Origin of the sequence: Halosegnis marinus, from assembly GCF_029338355.1 — an archaeon.
GTDB lineage: Archaea > Halobacteriota > Halobacteria > Halobacteriales > Haloarculaceae > Halosegnis > Halosegnis marinus.
Genome location: NZ_CP119802.1, coordinates 345,134 through 364,056 on the forward strand (window position 1 = coordinate 345,134; position 18,923 = coordinate 364,056).

Consider the following 18,923-nt stretch of genomic DNA (forward strand, 5'->3'; position numbering starts at 1 on the left):
CTACGAAATTCGTAATCGTCAAGTGTTGCCGCTCGGTACCCACGCATCTCGATGGACGACCTCGACCGGCGCATCCTGAACATCCTCCGACGGGACGCGCGCACCCCGTACACGGAGATAGCCGAGTCCGTCGGCACCTCCGAGGGGACCGTCCGCAACCGCGTCGAGCGGATGCTCGACGACGGCGCGATAGAGCGGTTCACCGTCGCCACCCGGACGGGCAACGTGAAGGCGATGGTCGAGGTGGGCGTCGCCGTCGACGTGGACACCCGCGCCGTCTCCGACGCGATGGCCGACTGGGACGCCGTCGACTACGTCTGGCAGGTCTCCGGCGAGGAGGACATCGTCCTCGTCGTGGACGCCGCCGACACGAACGCGCTGAACGACCTCATCACGAAGGCGCGCGAACTGGACGAGGTCGTCTCCACCAAGACGCGGCTCATCCTCAACGAGACGCTCGGCTAGCGGGTCCCCCGCGTCCGGTGTATCGCCCGGTAGAGCGGCCCGAGCGCGCGGTCGGTCCGCCGCTCGTGGACGGCCGCGTCCACGCGACCCTCGCGTATCGCCGCGACGACGGCCTCGGGGGTCGCCTCGTCGCCTTCCACCTCCGTGTAGCCGCGCCCGACCTCGAACGGGTAGTGGGCGTCCGAGCCGCCGACGACCGGGACGCCCCGGCGCTCGGCCACCGCCCGGGCCTTCGCGTGAGTGTCGGCGTGCTTGCCGTTACACTCCACGGCGTCGAAGGCGGCCGCCGAGCGTCGCGCCGTCGAGCCCCGGAACGGGTGGGCGAGGACGGCGACACAGCCGCGGTCGTGCGCGAGTGCGACCGTCTCCTCGGGCGTGAGGGTCCCCGGCACGGTGCGCTCGGGCGGGTCCGGGCCGACGACGGTGACGTGGCCCATCGTCGTCGAGACCTCGATACCCGGCAGGAAGGTCACGCCGTCGGCGACCGCGTCGTACCGGTAGTCGTGGTTCGTGACGGCGACGGCGTCGAGCCCCCGGCGGCGGGCGTACCACGCGAGCAGGCGCGCGCCGACCGGGTCGAACGCCGTCGGGGCGCCCGGCCGAGCGTGGAAGAATCGCGTGTGGGCGTGGAGGTCGACGCGGAGCACAGGTGGGGTCAGCGGCGACAGCCCTTTGCGCTTTCCCCCCGCCGACGTGATATGCGCGTCCTCGTGCGGAACCCCAACAGCGGCGACCGGGCGACCTCGAAGCGCGCCGCGACCCTCGCCGAGAAGCGCGGCTTCGACGTGCGTGACTCGACCGCGCGCGGCGAGACGCGGACCCTCGCGGCCGAGGCCGCTCGCGAACCCGACGTGACCCAGATAGCCGCCTGCGGCGGCGACGGCACCCTCAACGAGGTGGTCCGGGGCGTCGCCGACGCCGACGCCCTCGACGACGTGGAGCTGGGCGTCGTCCCCGCGGGCACGGGCAACGACTTCGCGGACAACCTCGGCGTCCGGGGCGTCGAGCACGCCTTCGAGGTGCTGGCGCGCGGCGAACGCCGTCGCCTCGACCTCGGCTGGGTCGCCGGCGACGAGCGACCCTTCGTCAACTCCTGTGTCGGCGGGCTCACCGCCGAGTCCTCCCGGAAGACCTCGCCCGCGGCGAAGAAGCGGCTCGGCGTCCTCGCGTACGTCCTGCGGACACTCGCCGAGACGCGGACGTTCGAGGGGCTGGAACTCGACGTGCGCGCCGGGGCCGACGACGACGCGAGCAGCGGGAGCGACCCGTCGCGCGAGCGGGGCGACAGACTGTGGACCGGCACCGCGCTGATGGTGCTGGTCGGCAACGGCCGGCGCTTCCCGGGCGAGCGGATGCGGCAGGCGAACATGGAGGACGGCCTGTTGAACGTCGTCGTCATCGAGCGGGCGCCGACCATCGACTACCTCGCGCGGGGCGCGGCCGACCGCCTGCTCCGGCGCGGGGCGAGCCACCTCACCCGGCTGAAGGTGCCGCGCCTCGACGTTCGCCACGCGGGCGACCCGGCGACGTTCTCGCTGGACGGCGAGACGCTCTCGCGGACGGACATCACGCTCCGGTCGCGGCCCGGCGCGATGCGGTTCCGCGTCGGCGAGGGGTACGACCCCGCGCCGGAGGAGTGGGGAAAGTCGAAGGGTAATTAACGCGTCTCGCCGTCTCGGCGCGTATGAGCACGGATTCGGACCCGAGCGGCGCGGTCGGGGAGGGGACCGACCACGAGAACGCCCGACAGAACGTCGTCGCGGTCGACGGCGACGACAACGAGGAGGGCGTCGTCAACCGCCTCGACGCCCACACGGGCGACGGCATCCGCCACCGCGCGTTCACCTGTCTGGTCTTCGACGGCGAGGGCCACGTCCTGCTGGGCCAGCGCGCCCCCTCGAAGCGCCTCTGGGACACCTTCTGGGACGGCACCGTCGCCTCCCACCCGGTGCAGGGACAGACCCAGAAGGAGGCCACCCGCCAGCGGCTGGAGGAGGAACTCGGCGTCACGCCCGACCAGTACTCGGACCTGCGCGTCACGGACAAGTTCGAGTACAAGCGCTACTACCTGGAGGAGGGCCTCGAATGGGAGGTGTGTGCCGTCCTGAAGTGCACGCTCGACGACCGCAGCCTCGACCCCGAACCGGAGGAGATAGCCGGCACGATGTGGGTCCCCTACGAGCGCCTCCACGAGAACCCCCGGTGGTACCGCCAACTGCGGCTGTGCCCGTGGTTCGAGATCGCGATGCGCCGCGACTTCTGACTCAGACCTCGTACGACAGCACCACGCCGTCGTCCATTCGTTCGACGCCGACCAGCGACGGCCGCGGGAACTCCCCGACGAACCCCTCGCCGTCGGCGAGCGTGGGCGCGTCCCGCCCCCCGAGTATCAGCGAGCCGACGTACAGCGTCAGTTCGTCGACCAGCCCTTCGGCGAACAGCGAGAAGATGAGTTCGCCGCCCCCCTCGACCATCAGGTACTCGACGCCCGCGTCGGCGAGCGCCGACAGCGCCGCGGGGAGGGCGACCCGCTCCCCGCCCGCCCCGATGACCGTCGCGCCCGCGTCCTCCAGCGCCCGCACGCGGTCGGCCGGCGCGGCCTCGGAGACGAGCAGGTAGGTCGCCGCCGGGCCGTCGAGTATCGCCGCGTCGGCGGGCGTTCGCGCCCGCGAGTCCGCGACGACGCGCGCGGGCCGACCCGCCTTCCCGAGTTCCGCGCGGCGGGCCTCGTCGTGGCGCAGGAGCGAGGGGTCGTCCGCGAGCACGGTCCCGACGCCGACCAGCACGGCGTCGGATTCGGCGCGGATACGCTCCATCCGGGCGAAGTCCGCCTCGCCGGAGATGCGCACCTGCTCGCGCCGACGGGTGGAGAGCTTCCCGTCGGCGGAGGCGGCGGCGTTCACGTGGACGTGCATGTGCCCCCTGCTCGGGGGCGGCGGGTAACGGTTTCGTCGCGAAACTCGTGAACGATATATTCAAACGTTCACGAAGCGTACCACGAGCAGTGAACACGCCGTGAACGCCATCGAGACGCGCGACCTGACGAAGTACTACGGCGACGTGCGCGGCGTCGAGGACCTCTCCGTGACGGTGGAGACCGGCGAGGCGTTCGGCTTCCTCGGCCCGAACGGCGCCGGGAAGACGACGACCATCCGCACGCTTCTGGGCCTGCTGTCCCCGACGAGCGGCACCGCGACGGTGCTCGGCGCGGACGTCCGCGACGCCGACGCGCTCCGCGAGGCGCGCGCACGGATCGGCTATCTCGCGGCGGAGCCGGGACTCGACGAGTCGGCCACCGGGCGGGAACTGGTCCGGCTGTACGGCCGGCTCCGGGGGGATACGCGCTCGGCGGAGCTGATAGAGCTGTTCGACGTGCCGGTCGAGCGGACGGTCGGCGACTACTCGCGCGGCAACCGCCAGAAGCTCGCCATCGTGCTCTCGTTCATGCACGAACCCGACCTCGTGGTGATGGACGAGCCGACCTCCGGGCTGGACCCGCTGATGCAGGAGCGGTTCTACGCGTTCCTCGACGAGGAGCGCGAGCGCGGCGTGACGCTGTTCCTCTCCTCGCACGTGCTGGGGGAGGTGCGGCGCGTCTGCGACCGCGTCGGCGTCATCCGCGACGGGCGGTTCGTCACCGTCGAGTCCGTCGCGGACCTGCTCGACCGGGCGGGCAAGCGCGTCAGCCTGCGCGTCGCGGGTGCGGTCGAGCCGGACGACTTCGCGTTCCCGGGCGTCCACGACCTCTCGGTCGGCGAGACTACGACGTTCACGCTCGCCGGGAGCTACGACGACCTCGTGGACGCGCTCGACCGCTACGACATCGAGGACCTCGAGATCGAGGAGGCGCCGCTCGAAGAGGTATTCATGCGCTTCTACGACGACGAGGCCCCGGCCGCGGAGGTGGCGGCGTGAGCCTCGTCCGCTCGCCCGCGGGGGCGCTGCTCGCCTACGAGTCGCGCCGCCGCCTGCGGGAGTCGCTCGTCGTCGCCGCGGGGATGGCCGTCCTCGCCGTCATGATGGTCGCCTTCTTCCCATCGGTGCAGGACTCGGGCGCGGACCTGCAGGCGTACGTGGACAGCCTCCCGCCGGCGTTCTCGGAGGCGTTCGGCATCGAGGCGTTCACCACGATGGGCGGCTTCCTCGCGGCCGAACTGTACGCCTTCGGCTGGGTCATCCTGCTCGGCCTCTATCTCGCCTACCGCGGGGGCGGGCTGGTGGCCGCCGACGTGGAGACCGGCCGGATGGACTCGCTGCTCGCCGCGCCCGTCTCCCGGGGCCGCGTCGTCGTCGAGGCGTACGCCAGCCTGCTCGTCCCCGTCGTCGTCGTGAACGTCGTCGGGTTCGTCGTCGTGTACGCGGGCGTCCTCGCCGTCGGCGAGAGCATCGACCTCGCGCGGCTGGCGATGGTCCACCTCCTCTCGGTACCCTACCTGCTTGCCTGCGGCGCCATCGGCCTCCTGCTGTCGGTGACGCTCCAGCGCCGCGGCGCGGCCGAGAAGGGCGGGCTGGGGCTCGCGTTCGGCCTCTTCCTCGCGGAGACGGTCGCCTCGACCGCCGGCTACGACTGGGTGTCGTGGCTCGCTCCCTCGGGCTACTACGACCCGACCGCGATACTCGTTCGCGGGGAGTTCGCCGTCGCGGAGTCGGCGCTGTTGCTCGGCGTCACGGCCGTCCTCGTCGCGCTCGCCGTCCTGCGCTTCCGCCGGGCGGATATCCGATGAGCTTCTCCGAGGCGGAACGCGAGCGCATCGCCGAACGGTTGCTCGCGGCCGGCCGCGAGCGGTTCTCGCGATACGGCCTCTCGAAGACGACCGTCGCCGAACTCGCCGACGACGCCGGCATCGCGACGGGGACGTTCTACCGCTTCTTCGACTCGAAGGCCGGCCTCTATCGCGCCGTCCTCGACGCCGAGGGCGAGCGCGTCGCGAGCGAGGTGCTCCCGCCGCTGTCGAACGACGACCCCGAGGCCGGCCTGCGGGAGTTCCTCGACCGCGTCTGTACCGAGATCGAGACGAACCCGCTCACGCGGACGCTGCTCGTCGGCGACGGCTACGACGACCTGCTCGCCGCGACGGACGCGGCGGAGCGCGAGGCGGCCCGCGAGGCCGACCTCGCCTTCCTCACCCCGTTCGTGGAGCGACACGCCGACCGCCTCCCCGACGCCGACGCGGAGACGGTCGCGGGCGCCATCCGGGCGGCCACCTTCGTCACCCTCCACCGCGAGGAGGTCGGCGACCGCTACCCGGCCGTGCGCGACCTGCTCCTCGACAGCGTCGCCCGCGGGCTGGTGCGCGAGGCGTCGTAACCGACTTGTACGCTCAGTGCTACCCTGAGTCGTGAACTACAATCGGGCCTACTTCGCCGTCGTCGGGGGATTGGGGCTGCTGCTTCTGGTGCGCCACGGCCCGGCGCTCCTGGGGTTCGCGTCGCGGGGGGGCAACATGCCGCCCGCCATCGGCGTCCTGCTCGGCCTCGTCGTCGGGGCGATGGGCGCCTACGGGCTCTACCTCCCGGAGGACGCCGGCGGCCCTGACGGGCCGACGTTCACCTTCGGCGTGATGGCGCTCGCGCTCCTCCTGCAGGCGGTCGCCGTCGTCGCGTGGCTCGCCGGCCTGGCGTGGTAATCACAGCCGGTCGTAGCGACCCAGCCGCGTCCCGTCGAGCAGGTACGCCTCCGCGTCCGTCATTCCCTCGGGCAGGAACGGCGAGAGGAAGCCGTCGTTCTCGTTCACCCATGTCCCGCCCACGCGGTCGTTGAACGCCGGGAAGACGACGAGCGCGCCGTCCGCGCGGGCGTCGGGGGCGCGCTCGCGGAACGGCCCGGGCGAGAGCCGCCCGCGGAGCCACGCGCGCTCGGTGCGCGCGCCGCCCACCTCGTCCTCCAGCCGCACCTGCGGGTGTTCGTGGGCGACGCAGACGGTGCCCGCGTCGAGCACCTCGCGCGACGGCCACGTGTGGCCGTGCGCGAAGCCCACGGTTCCGATTCGGAGGCCGTCCCCTTCGGATACCGTCACGTCGTCGTGGCCGAGGTCCGCGACCACCTCGGCGAGGTCCCCGTCGTGGTTCCCTTTCGCTATCGACACGGGCGCGTGCTCGGTCAGCGCGCCGAACAGCGCGTCCAGTTCCGCGCGCTCCTCGTCGCCCGGCGAGCCGATGGCGTTCGCCACGTCGCCGAGCAGGACGACCCGGTCCGGCCGCTCGTCGCGTACCAGGTCGAGCAGGGCCTCGCGGCGGTCCTCCGCGGCCGAGCGCAGTTCCACGCCCTCGCGCCGGAGGGCGACTTCGAGGCCGGCGTGGTAGTCGGCCGCGACGAGCAGGCGCTTCCCGCCCGTCGTGACCGTCGCCGCGGGCCGGTCCGGCACCGGCTGGACCATCAGATGGGCTTGAGGACGCCGTCCTCCGGCTCGTAACACCGGCCGCTCATCAGCGCGTCGTCGATGGCGGCCTCCACCTCGTCGGCGCTCGCGCCCGTGCGGTCGGTCACCGCGGCCACGACCGCGTCGTGGGCCGCGCCGTCGCCGTCGTCGAGGTCGGCCATCGCCTCGGTGACGGCCTCGTCGAGGGAGACGTCGGCGGCGTCACCGTCGTCGGAGTCGAGTTCGGGGTCGGTCTCCGGTTCCGGCTCGGCCTCCACCTCTTCGGTGCCTTCAGCCTCCGGTTCCGGCTCTCCCTCCGGCTCCAACTCCGGCTCGGACTCCACCTCGTTGCCGGTCGAGAACCCCGTGTCGAACTCCTCCTCGACCTCGCGGCGCTCCTCGTCGGTGAGCGCGTCGTCCTCCTCCGGGTCGAAGTCGCCGACCTCCTCGTCGGCCTCGAAGTCGCCCAGTTCGTCGTCCGCCTCGAAGTCGCCTATCTCGTCGTCCTCGACGCCGCCGAGTTCCGTGGACGGGACCTCCTCGGGCGCGGACTCGGTCGATGCGGCGGCGGGTTCGGAGTCGGACGCCGGTTCGGGCTCGGGGTCGGACGTCGGCTCCGGGTCGGCCTCGGGGTCGGACGTCGGCTCCGGGTCGGCCTCGGGCTCGGATTCCGCTTCGGGCTCCGGCTCCGGCTCCGGCTCCGGCTCGGGGTCGGACGCCCCGTCCGTTCCAACGGCTTCCGGCTCCGCGCCGGCCTCGGGCTCCGGCTCCGCGCCGGCCTCCGCTTCGGCCTCGGCGCTCGTTCCCTCCTCGACCGGCTCGAACTCCGCGCCGGTCGCCCCGCCGGCGTCCGCGTCGATGCCGTCGCCGGCCAGCGCGCTCGCGTCGCCGCTCCCCTCGTCGGGGGCGACGTCGAGCGGTCGCACCTCGTCGCGCTCGCCCGCCACGGTCTCCAACACGTCCTCCGCGAGCGTGCGGAGCGCCTGCAAGTATGCGGGCGTCGTGCCGTAGTGGTCGAGCGCGAGCGCGATGCCCGACGCGAGGGTCGGGTCCACGCCGTCGGCTTCGAGGGCGGCGACGAGTTCCTCGCCCGCGAGGCCCGTCTCGATGGCGGCGGCCATCGTCTCGACGCGCTCGACGGTTCGCCGCGCGGCCTCGACGGCCCAGCGGTCGCGCGTGTCGGCGTCCACCTCGCTGATGGACTCCGGCCGGACGCTCGTGAACACGCGGTCGCCGTCCTCCGGCTCGAAGGTGCGCGCCTTCCCGGTCACGGCGAGGAAGGCGGGCGGCTCCGTCCGTTCGAGGAACGCGAGCGCGTCGGGCTGGTACTGCCCGGCGTAGCTCACGAACGGGCCGGTCGGGTCCACGACCCGGGCGCGGAGCATGTCGTCGTTGACCCACTCCGTCTCGGTGAGGACGCCGACGAGGAAGAGGCGGTTCACCCGCGCGCCCGAGGGCGTGACGACGTAGTTGGGCGCGCGCTCCTCGTCGCTCTCCGAGTAGGAGAAGTCGGCGTCGTCGAACTCCGCGGCGAACAGCCGGTGGGCTATCTCGCGGCGGCCCGGCCCGGAGTCGTTCGACTCGCTCGAACTCATCCGCGCACCTCCGAGAGCGCGGCGGCGGCGCGTTCCGCGGGGTCGTCGTCGCTCTCCGCGAACTCCGTCGCGTCGAGGTTCGCGCCGTACTCGTCCACCGAGAGCTGGCCACGGACGCGGTACTCCTTGCCCACCAGTTTCTCGCGGATGTCGTCGGCGACGACCTCCTTGTCCATCGCGTCGCGGGCGTGGTCCTTCGCGTCCTCGATGCCGCCGCCGTATATCTCGGCCGTGAGGTCATGGCCGAGGATGGCCGTGACGGTCCCCGTGCCGTCGTCGAGGATGGCCTTCACGCGCAGGTCGTCCTCGCCCTCGACCGCGCCGTGCGAGCGACACTGGCCGTTCTGGACGACGCGGCCGCACTCCGGACACCGTTCGATGAGTCCGGAGCCGTCGCGCACCTCGATGAGGTTGCCGACGAGGGTCACGTCGTACGCGCCGCCGTCGCCGACGGCCTCGCCGATGGCCATCTCCGGGGCCTCGTCGCTCACCGACACGTCCTCGTTGAGGGCGATGACCGTCGAGAACTCCGAGACGTTCACCGAGGGGACGCCGCGGAACTCGCGGATGGAGACGTCCTCGATGCGGACGCTCGCGCCCGCCGTTATCTCGTCGTGCGGGTCCCAGTCGGTGAACGGGAGTCGTCCCGTCCCGTCGCCGAGGACGCCGGAGAGTATCTCCGTCTCGCCGTCGCGGCCGTCGATGGTCTTCTCCTCGCACTCCAGCACGCGGACGACGACGTTGCGCCCGCGGTCGCCCGGTTCGAGGTCGCCGAGCGTCCGGTCGCCGCCGACCTCGTAGGGCACGTCGAGGTCGTCGTCCTCGAAGACGAGCGTCGTGGACTGCCCGAGGTTGAGTTCGGGCGACCCCTCCCACTCGCGGACGCCGGCGTTGCCCGCGGTGACGGTGTCGCCGGGCGAGAGGCCGAAGTCCTCCCACGCGGTGTAGGAGATGACCCCGGTCGCGTCGGCGAGTTCGCCCTCGTGGATGACCTGCTCGTCGCCCTGATAGCGGATGGAGCGTTTCCCCACCGTCAGGACGCGGCCGGTGACGGTGACGTTGCCGTCCGCCGTCGTCACCTCGGCGATGTCCTTGGTCGTCGGTTCGTCGCCGCCCGAGGCGGAGCCGTCGCCGTACTTCCGGCGCAGCGACCCCTTCGCCTCGTCGAGCGGCACGGAGTAGCTGACGAGCTTCTCCAAGTCCTCTAGGACCTCCTCTTTGTCCACGCCGAGGTCGGAGGCGAGCTCCTCGGCATCGTCTTCGAGACTCATCGCCCCGACGTTCGCCCGGCCCCGTCAAGGATGTATCGCCCGGGCGAGCGGGAGGCGCCGCGAGTCCACACGATTCAAGCCCGGAGGGGCGGAAGTGCGGCCGTGAAACACCTCCCGAAGCACCTCCGACAACGGTGGCGCTACCTCGCCGTCTCGCTGGAGTCGTGGCCCGACGCCGACCTCACGCGGGGCGACTTCCAGCGCGAGGTGTGGTACGCGGCTCAGAACCTCGTCGGGGACACGGGCAGCGCCGACGCCGACCTGACGGTGTTCGGCTTTCGCTTCGAGGACGGGGAGGGCCACGCCGTCGTCCGGGTGCGCCGCGACGAGGTGGAACGGGGCCGGGCCGTCGTCGCCTGCGTTGACGGGGTGAACGGCCACCCGCTCGGGGTTCGTGTGACGGGCGTCTCGGGTACCGTGCGGGCCTGTGAAGAAAAATATATACGACGCCCGCAGGTATCCGCACGGGAGAGACACGTCGCCCTCGCGGGAAGCGACCGGCGCGCCCTCGTGCGGAACCGCCGCATCGACGCGCGCGTCGGGGACGGCTACCTCGGGGCGACCGACCTCGACTGACACTATGCAGGGACAATCCCAACAGCAGGCCTACGACCGGGGTATCACCATCTTCTCCCCGGACGGTCGCCTCTACCAGGTCGAGTACGCGCGAGAGGCCGTCAAGCGCGGCTCCGCGAGTATCGGCGTACGAACGGCGGACGGCGTGGTCCTCGTCGTGGACAAGCGCTCCCGCTCCCCGCTCATGGAGCCCTCCTCCGTCGAGAAGCTCCACAAGGCCGACGACCACGTCGGCATCGCCTCCGCGGGCCACGTCGCCGACGCCCGACAGCTCATCGACTTCGCGCGCCGGCAGGCGCAGGTCGAACAGCTCCGGTACGGCGAGCCGGTGGGCGTCGAACAGCTGACGAAGAACATCACGGACCACATCCAACAGTACACGCAGGTCGGCGGGGCGCGCCCGTTCGGCGTCGCGCTCATCGTCGGCGGCATCGAGGACGGCGAGCCGCGGCTGTTCGAGACGGACCCCTCCGGCACCCCCTACGAGTGGCAGGCGCTCGCCGTCGGCGCGGACCGCGGCGAGATAGACGACTACCTCGAGGAGCACTACGACCCCGAGGCGACGCTCGACGAGGGCGTCGAACTCGCGCTCGCGGCGCTGGCCTCCGTCAACGACGGCGCGCTCGACCCCGAGGGCGTCGGCGTCGCCACCATCGACGCGGAAACGGAACGCTACGCGGACCTCTCGGACGACGAGATCGCGGAGCACCTCTCGGCGCACGGCCTCCTCGCCGCCGAGGAGGACGACGAGGACGAGGAGTAGCCCGAACACACCTTTTAGGTACCCGGCGGCGTAGCCGCGGGTATGATTTCGCTCGACGAGGCCGTGACGGCGCGGCTGGAATCGCACGGCGAACGCTTCGAGGTGCTCGTGGACCCGGACGCCGCGCTGGCCATCAAGCGCGGCGAGTTCGACGGCGAGCTGGAGGACGTCATCGCCGCCGAGGACGTCTTCGAGGACGCCTCCTCGGGCGACCGTCCGCCGGAGACGGCGCTTGAGGAGGTGTTCGGCACCACCGACCCCCTGGAGATAATCCCGGAGGTCATCACGCGCGGCGAGATACAGATAACCGCCGACCAGCGCCGGGAGATGCAGGAGCAGAAGCGCCGGCGGCTCATCAACATCATCGCGCGCAACGGCATCAACCCCCAGCAGAACGACACCCCCCACCCGCCGGAGCGCATCGAGCGCGCGCTGGAGGAAGCCGGCTTCACCGTCGACCCGATGGAGCCGGCCCAGTCGCAGGTGGACGACGCGCTGGAGGCGCTGCGACCCGTCATCCCCATCCGGTTCGAGGAGATGACGATAGCCGTCCAGCTTCCCGCGGAGTACGCGGGCTCGGGACAGGCGAAGGTACGCGAGTTCGGCGACCTCGAACGCGAGGAGTGGCAGTCGGACGGCTCGTGGGTCGGCGTGGTGACGTTCCCCGCGGGGATGCAGAACGACTTCTACGAGCTGGCGAACGAGGTGTCCTCGGGCGAGGCGGACACGCGCGTCGTGAAGGACAAGGGCGACCTCGACACGCGGTAGGGTCGGTTTCGGGCGGTTCGAGCGGGTCGGACGACTATCCCCGCCGGAAGCCGAGCAGGAAGCCGCCGGTGAAGCCGGCGGAGACGGACAGCGTCGAGAGGATGGTCTGGACCCACGACGGCGGGGCGCCGGCGGCGGCGTCCTGACTCGCCTGCACGAAGCCGGCGGTCAGCCGCTCCCAGTCCACCGTGATTATCTCGCGGGACTCGAGGAACTTGAACAGCGCCAGCTCCAGCCCGACGAGGATCGCGATGAGCTTCGCGACCTTCTTCGCCGCGAAGCCGATGACGCCGCCGATGACGGCCCCGGACCCGAGTTCGAGACCGAGCTGCTGGAAGTTTATATCGACCATACCAATCCGGGCGCAACGAACGGGTATGACTCTTGTGGCGTCCGGACGCTTATGGTTCCGTACGACCAACCCCGTGGCGAGTGACGGCAGAGCCACACAACGGCGTCGCGGTCGTCGCCAAGCGGGGCGACGGGCCCGACCCGGACACGGCGGAGATACGCGAACTCGCCGGCGCGGCCGGCTACGGCGTCGTCGGCGAGGTGACCCAACAGCGCAAGGAGGACCCCGCCTTCTGTCTGGGCGAGGGGAAGGTCGAGGAGCTGGCGGCGCTGGTCCGCGAGACGGACGCGACGACCGTCGTCTTCGACAACCGCCTCGGCCCCTACCAGACGTACAACATCGGGAACACGCTCCCGGAGGGCGTCGAGGTGCTCGACCGCTTCCGGCTCATCCTCGAGATCTTCGGCCAGCGCGCCCGGACGAAGAAGGCCCAGCTCCAGGTCGAGCTCGCACAGCTCCGCTACGAGCTGCCGCGCGCGGAGGCGAAGACCTCGCTCGCGAAGCGCGACGAGCGACCCGGCTTCATGGGGCTGGGCGAGTACGACGAGTCGCGCGAGCGCGACATCAAGTCGCGTATCGCCCGCATCAGCGACGAACTCGAAACCATCGAGGAGACGGAGGAGCACCGGCGCGAACAGCGCCGCGAGTCCGGCTTCGACCTCGTGGCGCTGGCCGGCTACACGAACGCCGGGAAGTCGACGCTCCTCCGGCGGCTCGCGGACGACCTCGACGTCGAGGAGAACGAGGGGCTGCATCCGGACCTCGACACCACCGCGGAGAGCGAGAACCGCCTGTTCACCACGCTCGGAACGACCACGCGCCGGGCGGAGATGGGGAAGCGCGACGTGCTCGTCACGGACACGGTCGGGTTCATCTCCGACCTCCCCCACTGGCTCGTCGAGTCGTTCAAGTCCACGCTCTCGGAGGTGTACCGCGCGGACCTCGTCCTGCTCGTCGTGGACGTCTCCGACCCCGTCGAGGAGATACGCCAGAAGCTCGTCACCTGCCACGACACGCTGTACGAGCGCAACGAGGCGCCCATCGTCACCGTGCTCAACAAGACGGACACGGTGTCGGACGAGAAACTCCGCCGCAAGCGCGAGGCGCTGTCGGCGCTCGCGCCCAACCCCGTCGCCGTCTCGGGGAAGGAGGGGCTGGAGATCGACGCGCTGCGCGAGCGCGTGGACCGCGAACTCCCCGCCTTCCAGCGCGAGCGGCTCGTGTTGCCCATGTCGGACGACGCGATGAGCCTCGTCTCGTGGGTCCACGACCACGCCGCCGTCGAGGAGGTCGACTACGGCGACGAGGTCGTCATCGAGTTCGAGGCCCGGCCGGCCGTCGTCGAGCGGACGCGCGCGAAGGCGTCGGAACTCGCCGTCGCCGAGTAGTCACGACTTCTCCTTCCGCTCCACCTCGACGTCCGTGATTCGCGTCCCCGGATACTGGCCCTCGGCGTCCTTCTCCGCGGCCTTGCACATATCCCAGACGACGTTGAGGCCCGTCGTCACCCCTTCGAGCGCCTCCATCTCGCAGCCGGTCTTGCCGGTGGTCTCCACCGCGACCCGGAGGTCGATGCGGTCGTCGCGCACCGTGAACTCGGTGTCCACGTTCGAGACGGGAATCTGGTGACACATCGGAATCGTCTCCCAGGTGTGCTTGACTGCCTGTATCGCCCCGACGCGCGCCACGGCCAGCACGTCGCCCTTCTTCACGTCGTTGTCGCGCACGGACTCGACCGTCGAGGGCGCGAGGTGGATGCTCCCCCGCGCGACGGCGCGGCGGTCGCTGTCGGGCTTGTTCCCGACGTTCACCATCTCGGCGTTCCCCTCCGCGTCGGTGTGCGTGAGGTCCTCGTCGCTCATGTGACGGTTGGGGGCACGGCCGGCCAAGTGTGTTCCTACCGGTCGACGTTCGTGTTCGTCGGTCGGCGGTGTGGCGTCGCAAGCCCCCCCGACTACCGGGCCATCGCGAACACCTCGAAAGCCCCGGCGCGCTCCGCAGGAGCGGTCTGTCCCGACCGTTCGGCCGCTATCGGACCCGGAGCAGTGGCTGTCGTCCGAGCGGGGCGAGGCTCGTCGCGCGAGCGCAGCGGGGGCTTCGGAGGTGCACACACCACAGTTGGAGGAACCGAACGGCACGGAGACGCCGGAGGGGAGTAACATCTGTCCGGGCACGCACCCTTATGCCGGGCGAACACAACCCCGGAGTATGAGCCGACAGGAGCCGCCGGAGCGCGACCCCGAGCCCCCGGAGAAGGCCGAGGGGCTGCGGTCGCGGGAAGTGACGGAAGGAGCCGAGCGCGCGCCACACCGCGCGATGTTCCGGGCGATGGGGTTCGACGACGAGGACCTCGCGAGCCCGATGGTCGGGGTGGCGAACCCCGCCGCCGACATCACGCCGTGTAACGTCCACCTCGACGACGTGGCCGACGCGGCCATCGACGGCATCGACGCGAACGGCGGGATGCCCATCGAGTTCGGGACGGTCACCATCTCGGACGCCATCTCGATGGGGACGGAGGGGATGAAGGCCTCGCTCATCTCGCGGGAGGTCATCGCCGACTCCGTCGAACTCGTCGCGTTCGGCGAGCGGATGGACGCGCTCGTCACGGTCGCCGGGTGCGACAAGAACCTCCCCGGCATGATGATGGCGGCCATCCGAACCGACCTCCCCTCCGTGTTCCTCTACGGCGGGTCCATCATGCCCGGGAACCACGAGGGCCGGGAGGTGACGGTCCAGAACGTCTTCGAGGGCGTCGGCGCCGTCTCGTCGGGCGAGATGACCGAGGACGAACTCGTCGCGCTCGAACACGACGCCTGCCCCGGCGCGGGCTCGTGTGGCGGGATGTTCACGGCGAACACGATGGCGTCGCTGTCGGAGGCGCTCGGCCTCGCGCCGCTCGGCTCCGCCTCGCCGCCCGCGGAGGACCCGTCCCGGTACGACACCGCGGAGCGGGCGGGCGAACTCGTCCTCGAATGCGTCCGCGAGGACCGGAGGCCCTCGGACGTCCTCACGAAGGAGAGCTTCGAGAACGCTATCGCGGTGCAGGTGGCGCTGGGCGGCTCGACGAACGCCGTCCTCCACCTGCTCGCGCTCGCGGCGGAGGCCGGCATCGACCTCGGCATCGAGGAGTTCGACGAGATATCGCGCCGGACGCCGAAGATAGCGAACCTCCAGCCCGGCGGCACACGCGTGATGAACGACCTCCACGAACTCGGCGGCGTCCCGGTCGTCGTCCGGCGGCTCGTCGAGGGCGGCTACGTCCACGGGGACGCGATGACCGTCACCGGGCGCACGGTGGCGGAGGAGCTCGCGGAACTCGAACGGCGCGGGGACCTGCCCCCGGACGAGGAGATCGAGGCGGACTTCCTCCGGCCCGTCTCCGACCCGTTCCACGAGGAGGGCGCCATCAAGATACTCACCGGGAACCTCGCGCCCGACGGCGCGGTGCTGAAGGTGACGGGCGAGGACAAGTGGCACCACGAGGGGCCGGTGCGCGTCTTCGAGGACGAGGAGGCCGCGATGGCGTACGTCCAGGAGGGCGGCATCGAGTCGGGCGACGTCATCGCCATCCGCAACGAGGGACCGCAGGGCGGGCCCGGGATGCGCGAGATGCTCGGCGTCACGGCGGCAGTCGTCGGCGCGGGCCACGAGGACGACGTGGCGCTGCTCACCGACGGCCGTTTCTCGGGGGCGACGCGCGGGCCGATGATCGGCCACGTCGCGCCGGAGGCGTACGTCGGCGGCCCCATCGGCGCGCTGGAGGACGGCGACACCGTCACCATCGACGTGGACGCGCGGACGATGGACGTGGACCTCACCGACGAGGAGCTAGCCGACCGGCTGGCGGCGCGCGAGGAGCCCGAGCCGAACTACACGACCGGCGTGCTGGCGAAGTACGGCACCGCGTTCGGCTCGGCGGCGAACGGCGCGGTGACGAACCCGGGCGCGAAGCGGGAGTAACGCCGAGCCGGCGGCTGTTCTTCGGCGGAAACGGAAAGGTGGAGAGCGCTACTCGCGACGCGCGAGCAGGGCCGCGCCGGCGAGCGCGACGACCGCCGCCGCGACGCCGAAGCCGGGCTGACCGGGCGTCTGGGTCGTCTCGCTCCCGTTCGAGCGGTTCAGACCGAGGTACTCGTAGGCCCCGACCACGTCGGCCTCGGGGAACGTGCGGTTGTACGTCCCCGCGAGGTGGACCGTCGTGTTCTCCGTGACGGGGTCGAGCGCGCGCACGTCCTCCTCGGTGGCGTTCCCGGGGACGGCACCGACGACCCGGACGTAGCTCGTGACCGAGCCGTTGTCCGTCCGGCCGACGGCGCTCGCGACGTTCAGGTCCGTCCCGGTGGTCTCGCGGAACGCAGTGCGGAACTCGGACATGTTCTCGAAGGCCGCGCCGGCCTCGATGCGGACGCGGTCGCCCTCGAAGGAGGCGTCCATCCGGGCGCGCCGCAGGTCGGCGTCGCGGAACGCCTCGACGAAGCGCCGGGCGTCGGCGCTCTCCGTCTCGTTGGTGGAGTTGTACAGCGAATCGAGCGCGGTGTCGAGCAGGGCGTCCTGTTCGACGGTGTAGCTCCCCTCGACGGCGAGTTCGCCGTCGCCGGTCGTCTCGGCGTGCAGCGACATCTCGGCGTCGGCCGTCGAGACGTTCCGGGCCGCGAGCGCGTCGCGGTAGGCGGCCCAGTTCTCGGTGCGGTACTCGCCGGTCACGTCGACGGTCGTGCCGTCGTCGCCGGTCGCCACGCTCGCGTCGAGCGCGTACGTCTCGACCAAGCCGGCCTCCTGGCGCGCGTCGAGCGTGTCGCGCACGCGGTCGAAGTCCGTCGTGCCGAGGCTGCTCGTCCCCTCGACGCCCGTCTCGGGCGGCTGGACCGACTCGGCGAGCGTCAGGCCGGCGCGGAGCGCGCCGGCGTAGTTCGACAGCCGGACGGTGTACTCGCCCGCGTAGGACGACTCGCCCGCGTCGAGGGAGGCGCTGATCTCGTCCACGCGGAGGTCGGTGACGCCGCGCGCGACCTCCTCGGCCTCGGCGTCGGTGAGGTTCACGTCCTCCGAGTCGGCGAGCGAGGTGACGATGCGGTCGCGCAGGCCGGCGTCGATGCCGGTGTACTCGACGGTGAAGGCGATGTCGAGCCGGCCGGCGTCGCCGTACCCGCCGGTGACGTTCTCGAAGCTGTACGACTCGAGCGTGACGGTCGCCTCGCCGTCGAGCGAGGTCGCGAGGGAGGCGTACTGCGATTCGAGCGTGTCGCGGGCCGCCTCGCGCGTCTCCCAGCCGTCGCGGCTGTAGCCGCTCACGGTGTAGTTCTGCTCGGCGTCGAGCGTGTAGCCCGACTCGGACTCGACGAGCCGGAAGGACTGCTCCTGCGGGCTCCCGAGCGGCGTCGTCAGGTTCGCGTCGAAGCTCCCGTTCGCCGAGAGCGTGTCCGGTCCGTAGCGCGCGTCCGTCGAGAAGTCCACCGTCTCGACGAGCCCGCCGACCTGCTGGCCCGGCTCGGACTCGCCGGCGGCGAGCGTCGCGGACAGCGACAGGTCGGCCTCGGCGGTCTCGTCGGACTGCACCGACGAGGCGTCGAACGTCAGCGACTCCAGGCTCTCGGGGCTCGGCGCCGCGAGCGACCCGTTCGCGGAGAGCCGGTCCGGCGACAGCACGGCCGTCGCGTCACCGGTGACGTTCGAGTCCGTGGTGTTCGTCGTCACGACGAGCGCGTGGAGGACGCTCTCGCCCACGTCGAGGCCGTACTCGACCTGCGTGCCGGCGTCGGTCTCCGTGGCGTCGGTGTCGTACACCAGCACCACGTCGCCGTTCTCGGCCACGTACGCGTCGTCGGCCTCGCCGAGGTCGGTGGCGTTCTCCGGGAGCGGGTCGGCCGGGTCGGCCTCCTGCGCGCCGGCGACGCCGGCCGCGCCGCCGACGGTCACCGACGCGACCATCAGCGCCGCGAGCGCGACCGCGAGCAGTCGCTCACGCACGCCGTCTCACCTGTGGAGGGCGGTACTGTTCGGGGGTCAGGGGGGCAGTCGTGCCCATGTCTCGCCTTTCAAACTCATTACACATAAACCCGGCAATCCGTGCTACGCCGCGCGCGCCGCACACGCCGGACAGTCGCGCCCGACCGCCGTGTCGTACCGCCGGCCGCAATCGTCGCAGGTGGTCAGTCGGGCCATTGGTCGTCGGACTCGGGGGTCGTATTTGTAGCTAGCGGGTGGCGGTCGCTGGTCGGGGAGTATGCGAAAGAAGGGTGGCTGACTGTGGGGAGTCAGTTAGTTCGGAATCGTCGAGGAACCGATGGTGTTCGAGGAGCCGCCGTTGGGGGCCGACCAGATCACCAGCACGTCGGACCCGCTCCCCGAACTGAATGCCGACGGAACGCCGGTACTGTTGCCGTTGTACCCGAAAGCCGTACTTGAACCGGTCGAAATCGTACCACTGCTTCCTGAACCATCCGCCCAAGCCTGGGCGTCGTCGCCGTTGACCTGCACTTCTACGTTCGAAGCCTCGACATCCTGCCCACCATTGTGTGTGATGGTGAAGCTCTCGGCGCTCGAATCGTAGCTAAACTGGAAGTTCGCGTTCGGCGCGCTGCTCTGGACTTGGTCACCGAGGCCGAGCACGAACGTGCCGATGACGGCCGCCAGAATCACCGTGATGGCGACCATCAGAATCACACCGATGACGGGGGAGACCGCACCCTCGTCGCCGAATAGGTTCTTGATGTTCATCGTATTAGGGGACGACCGCACGGACGGAATCTGCAATCTTCGGGGGGTCCGTCG

The 18,923-nt window shown here is 71.2% G+C and carries 21 protein-coding genes; 12 read left to right on the plus strand and 9 right to left on the minus strand.

The window, feature by feature from the left end; translation table 11 throughout:
* Positions 1-51: 51 nt before the first annotated feature.
* On the plus strand, positions 52-465 hold the full coding sequence (locus tag P2T37_RS01980; RefSeq protein ID WP_276235071.1) for an Lrp/AsnC family transcriptional regulator: 414 nt from the start codon (positions 52-54) through the stop codon (positions 463-465).
* On the opposite strand, the gene P2T37_RS01985 is transcribed toward P2T37_RS01980, so the two are convergent.
* Positions 462-1,112: a PHP-associated domain-containing protein gene (locus P2T37_RS01985; protein WP_276235072.1), complete on the minus strand. Its 651-nt coding sequence runs from the start codon at positions 1,110-1,112 to the stop codon at positions 462-464. The two genes, P2T37_RS01980 and P2T37_RS01985, sit on opposite strands and share 4 nt — an antisense overlap.
* Positions 1,113-1,163: 51 nt before the next feature.
* On the opposite strand from P2T37_RS01985, the gene P2T37_RS01990 reads away from it, so the two are divergent.
* Entirely contained in the window at positions 1,164-2,126 is a 963-nt protein-coding gene (locus tag P2T37_RS01990; protein WP_276235073.1) for a diacylglycerol/lipid kinase family protein, read from the plus strand.
* A gap of 23 nt (positions 2,127-2,149) precedes the next feature.
* Positions 2,150-2,728 carry an NUDIX hydrolase gene (locus P2T37_RS01995; protein WP_276235074.1) on the plus strand — a complete coding sequence of 193 codons (579 nt, stop codon included), beginning with the start codon at positions 2,150-2,152 and terminating at the stop codon, positions 2,726-2,728.
* A gap of 1 nt (position 2,729) precedes the next feature.
* Here P2T37_RS01995 and P2T37_RS02000 read toward each other — a convergent pair whose 3' ends face one another.
* A complete protein-coding gene (locus P2T37_RS02000; RefSeq protein WP_276235075.1) occupies positions 2,730-3,380 on the minus strand; it encodes a 2,5-diamino-6-(ribosylamino)-4(3H)-pyrimidinone 5'-phosphate reductase in 651 nt (216 codons plus the stop codon).
* A 100-nt stretch (positions 3,381-3,480) separates the two neighbouring features.
* On the opposite strand from P2T37_RS02000, the gene P2T37_RS02005 reads away from it, so the two are divergent.
* Genes P2T37_RS02005 through P2T37_RS02020 form a run of 4 tightly spaced genes read left to right on the plus strand, consistent with a single transcriptional unit; the run spans position 3,481 to position 6,092 of the window.
* Positions 3,481-4,380 carry an ABC transporter ATP-binding protein gene (locus P2T37_RS02005; RefSeq protein ID WP_276235076.1) on the plus strand — a complete coding sequence of 300 codons (900 nt, stop codon included), beginning with the start codon at positions 3,481-3,483 and terminating at the stop codon, positions 4,378-4,380.
* A complete protein-coding gene (locus P2T37_RS02010; protein ID WP_276235078.1) occupies positions 4,377-5,189 on the plus strand; it encodes an ABC transporter permease subunit in 813 nt (270 codons plus the stop codon). The genes P2T37_RS02005 and P2T37_RS02010 overlap by 4 nt, the downstream gene beginning before the upstream one ends.
* Positions 5,186-5,773 carry a TetR/AcrR family transcriptional regulator gene (locus P2T37_RS02015; RefSeq protein ID WP_276235079.1) on the plus strand — a complete coding sequence of 196 codons (588 nt, stop codon included), beginning with the start codon at positions 5,186-5,188 and terminating at the stop codon, positions 5,771-5,773. The genes P2T37_RS02010 and P2T37_RS02015 overlap by 4 nt, the downstream gene beginning before the upstream one ends.
* A 31-nt stretch (positions 5,774-5,804) precedes the next feature.
* A complete protein-coding gene (locus tag P2T37_RS02020; protein ID WP_276235080.1) occupies positions 5,805-6,092 on the plus strand; it encodes a hypothetical protein in 288 nt (95 codons plus the stop codon).
* Here the strand turns inward: P2T37_RS02020 and P2T37_RS02025 are convergent, their stop codons facing one another.
* The 3 genes from P2T37_RS02025 to P2T37_RS02035 are packed head-to-tail and all read right to left on the minus strand — an operon-like array spanning position 6,093 to position 9,690.
* Positions 6,093-6,845, minus strand: coding sequence for a metallophosphoesterase (locus P2T37_RS02025; RefSeq protein ID WP_276236204.1), 753 nt, complete (start codon positions 6,843-6,845; stop codon positions 6,093-6,095).
* Positions 6,842-8,419 carry a hypothetical protein gene (locus P2T37_RS02030; RefSeq protein WP_276235081.1) on the minus strand — a complete coding sequence of 526 codons (1,578 nt, stop codon included), beginning with the start codon at positions 8,417-8,419 and terminating at the stop codon, positions 6,842-6,844. The genes P2T37_RS02025 and P2T37_RS02030 overlap by 4 nt, the downstream gene beginning before the upstream one ends.
* Positions 8,416-9,690, minus strand: a complete 1,275-nt coding sequence (locus P2T37_RS02035) for a Single-stranded DNA binding protein (RefSeq protein WP_276235082.1) — start codon at positions 9,688-9,690, stop codon at positions 8,416-8,418. The genes P2T37_RS02030 and P2T37_RS02035 overlap by 4 nt, the downstream gene beginning before the upstream one ends.
* 102 nt (positions 9,691-9,792) lie before the next feature.
* Here P2T37_RS02035 and P2T37_RS02040 point away from each other — a divergent pair, with 102 nt between their 5' ends.
* Genes P2T37_RS02040 through P2T37_RS02050 form a run of 3 tightly spaced genes read left to right on the plus strand, consistent with a single transcriptional unit; the run spans position 9,793 to position 11,797 of the window.
* The gene (locus P2T37_RS02040; RefSeq protein ID WP_276235083.1) at positions 9,793-10,266 is read left to right on the plus strand and encodes an Rpp14/Pop5 family protein; all 474 of its coding nucleotides are present in this window, start codon (positions 9,793-9,795) and stop codon (positions 10,264-10,266) included.
* A gap of 4 nt (positions 10,267-10,270) precedes the next feature.
* Positions 10,271-11,029: an archaeal proteasome endopeptidase complex subunit alpha gene (gene psmA / locus P2T37_RS02045; protein ID WP_276235084.1), complete on the plus strand. Its 759-nt coding sequence runs from the start codon at positions 10,271-10,273 to the stop codon at positions 11,027-11,029.
* Positions 11,030-11,071: 42 nt separating this feature from the next.
* Positions 11,072-11,797 carry a ribosome assembly factor SBDS gene (locus P2T37_RS02050; protein WP_276235085.1) on the plus strand — a complete coding sequence of 242 codons (726 nt, stop codon included), beginning with the start codon at positions 11,072-11,074 and terminating at the stop codon, positions 11,795-11,797.
* Positions 11,798-11,831: 34 nt separating this feature from the next.
* On the opposite strand, the gene P2T37_RS02055 is transcribed toward P2T37_RS02050, so the two are convergent.
* Positions 11,832-12,149 (minus strand): FUN14 domain-containing protein, encoded by a 318-nt coding sequence (locus P2T37_RS02055; RefSeq protein WP_276235086.1) that lies wholly within the window; start codon positions 12,147-12,149, stop codon positions 11,832-11,834.
* Between the two features lie 80 nt (positions 12,150-12,229).
* Here P2T37_RS02055 and hflX point away from each other — a divergent pair, with 80 nt between their 5' ends.
* Positions 12,230-13,537: a GTPase HflX gene (hflX, locus tag P2T37_RS02060; RefSeq protein WP_276235087.1), complete on the plus strand. Its 1,308-nt coding sequence runs from the start codon at positions 12,230-12,232 to the stop codon at positions 13,535-13,537.
* Here the strand turns inward: hflX and moaC are convergent, their stop codons facing one another.
* Positions 13,538-14,011 carry a cyclic pyranopterin monophosphate synthase MoaC gene (gene moaC, locus P2T37_RS02065; protein WP_276235088.1) on the minus strand — a complete coding sequence of 158 codons (474 nt, stop codon included), beginning with the start codon at positions 14,009-14,011 and terminating at the stop codon, positions 13,538-13,540.
* Positions 14,012-14,357: 346 nt separating this feature from the next.
* Between moaC and ilvD the strand changes: the two genes are divergently transcribed.
* Entirely contained in the window at positions 14,358-16,112 is a 1,755-nt protein-coding gene (gene ilvD / locus P2T37_RS02070) for a dihydroxy-acid dehydratase (RefSeq protein WP_276235089.1), read from the plus strand.
* A 48-nt stretch (positions 16,113-16,160) separates the two neighbouring features.
* On the opposite strand, the gene P2T37_RS02075 is transcribed toward ilvD, so the two are convergent.
* Both P2T37_RS02075 and P2T37_RS02080 read right to left on the minus strand, forming a co-directional pair.
* Entirely contained in the window at positions 16,161-18,119 is a 1,959-nt protein-coding gene (locus P2T37_RS02075; RefSeq protein ID WP_276235090.1) for a PGF-CTERM sorting domain-containing protein, read from the minus strand.
* Positions 18,120-18,410: 291 nt separating this feature from the next.
* Positions 18,411-18,869, minus strand: coding sequence for a type IV pilin N-terminal domain-containing protein (locus P2T37_RS02080; protein WP_276235092.1), 459 nt, complete (start codon positions 18,867-18,869; stop codon positions 18,411-18,413).
* Positions 18,870-18,923 lie beyond the last annotated feature (54 nt).

What these genes read in the sequence shown, in the direction of transcription:
- P2T37_RS01995 (WP_276235074.1), top strand. Translation starts at nt 2,150, where the DNA reads ATGAGCACGGATTCGGACCCGAGCGGCGCGGTCGGGGAGGGGACCGAC.
- P2T37_RS02080 (WP_276235092.1), bottom strand. Translation starts at nt 18,869, where the DNA reads ATGAACATCAAGAACCTATTCGGCGACGAGGGTGCGGTCTCCCCCGTC.
- P2T37_RS02030 (WP_276235081.1), bottom strand. Translation starts at nt 8,419, where the DNA reads ATGAGTTCGAGCGAGTCGAACGACTCCGGGCCGGGCCGCCGCGAGATA.
- P2T37_RS02050 (WP_276235085.1), top strand. Translation starts at nt 11,072, where the DNA reads ATGATTTCGCTCGACGAGGCCGTGACGGCGCGGCTGGAATCGCACGGC.
- moaC (WP_276235088.1), bottom strand. Translation starts at nt 14,011, where the DNA reads ATGAGCGACGAGGACCTCACGCACACCGACGCGGAGGGGAACGCCGAG.
- psmA (WP_276235084.1), top strand. Translation starts at nt 10,271, where the DNA reads ATGCAGGGACAATCCCAACAGCAGGCCTACGACCGGGGTATCACCATC.
- P2T37_RS01980 (WP_276235071.1), top strand. Translation starts at nt 52, where the DNA reads ATGGACGACCTCGACCGGCGCATCCTGAACATCCTCCGACGGGACGCG.
- ilvD (WP_276235089.1), top strand. Translation starts at nt 14,358, where the DNA reads ATGAGCCGACAGGAGCCGCCGGAGCGCGACCCCGAGCCCCCGGAGAAG.
- P2T37_RS02015 (WP_276235079.1), top strand. Translation starts at nt 5,186, where the DNA reads ATGAGCTTCTCCGAGGCGGAACGCGAGCGCATCGCCGAACGGTTGCTC.
- P2T37_RS02055 (WP_276235086.1), bottom strand. Translation starts at nt 12,149, where the DNA reads ATGGTCGATATAAACTTCCAGCAGCTCGGTCTCGAACTCGGGTCCGGG.
- P2T37_RS01990 (WP_276235073.1), top strand. Translation starts at nt 1,164, where the DNA reads ATGCGCGTCCTCGTGCGGAACCCCAACAGCGGCGACCGGGCGACCTCG.
- P2T37_RS02035 (WP_276235082.1), bottom strand. Translation starts at nt 9,690, where the DNA reads ATGAGTCTCGAAGACGATGCCGAGGAGCTCGCCTCCGACCTCGGCGTG.
- P2T37_RS02000 (WP_276235075.1), bottom strand. Translation starts at nt 3,380, where the DNA reads ATGCACGTCCACGTGAACGCCGCCGCCTCCGCCGACGGGAAGCTCTCC.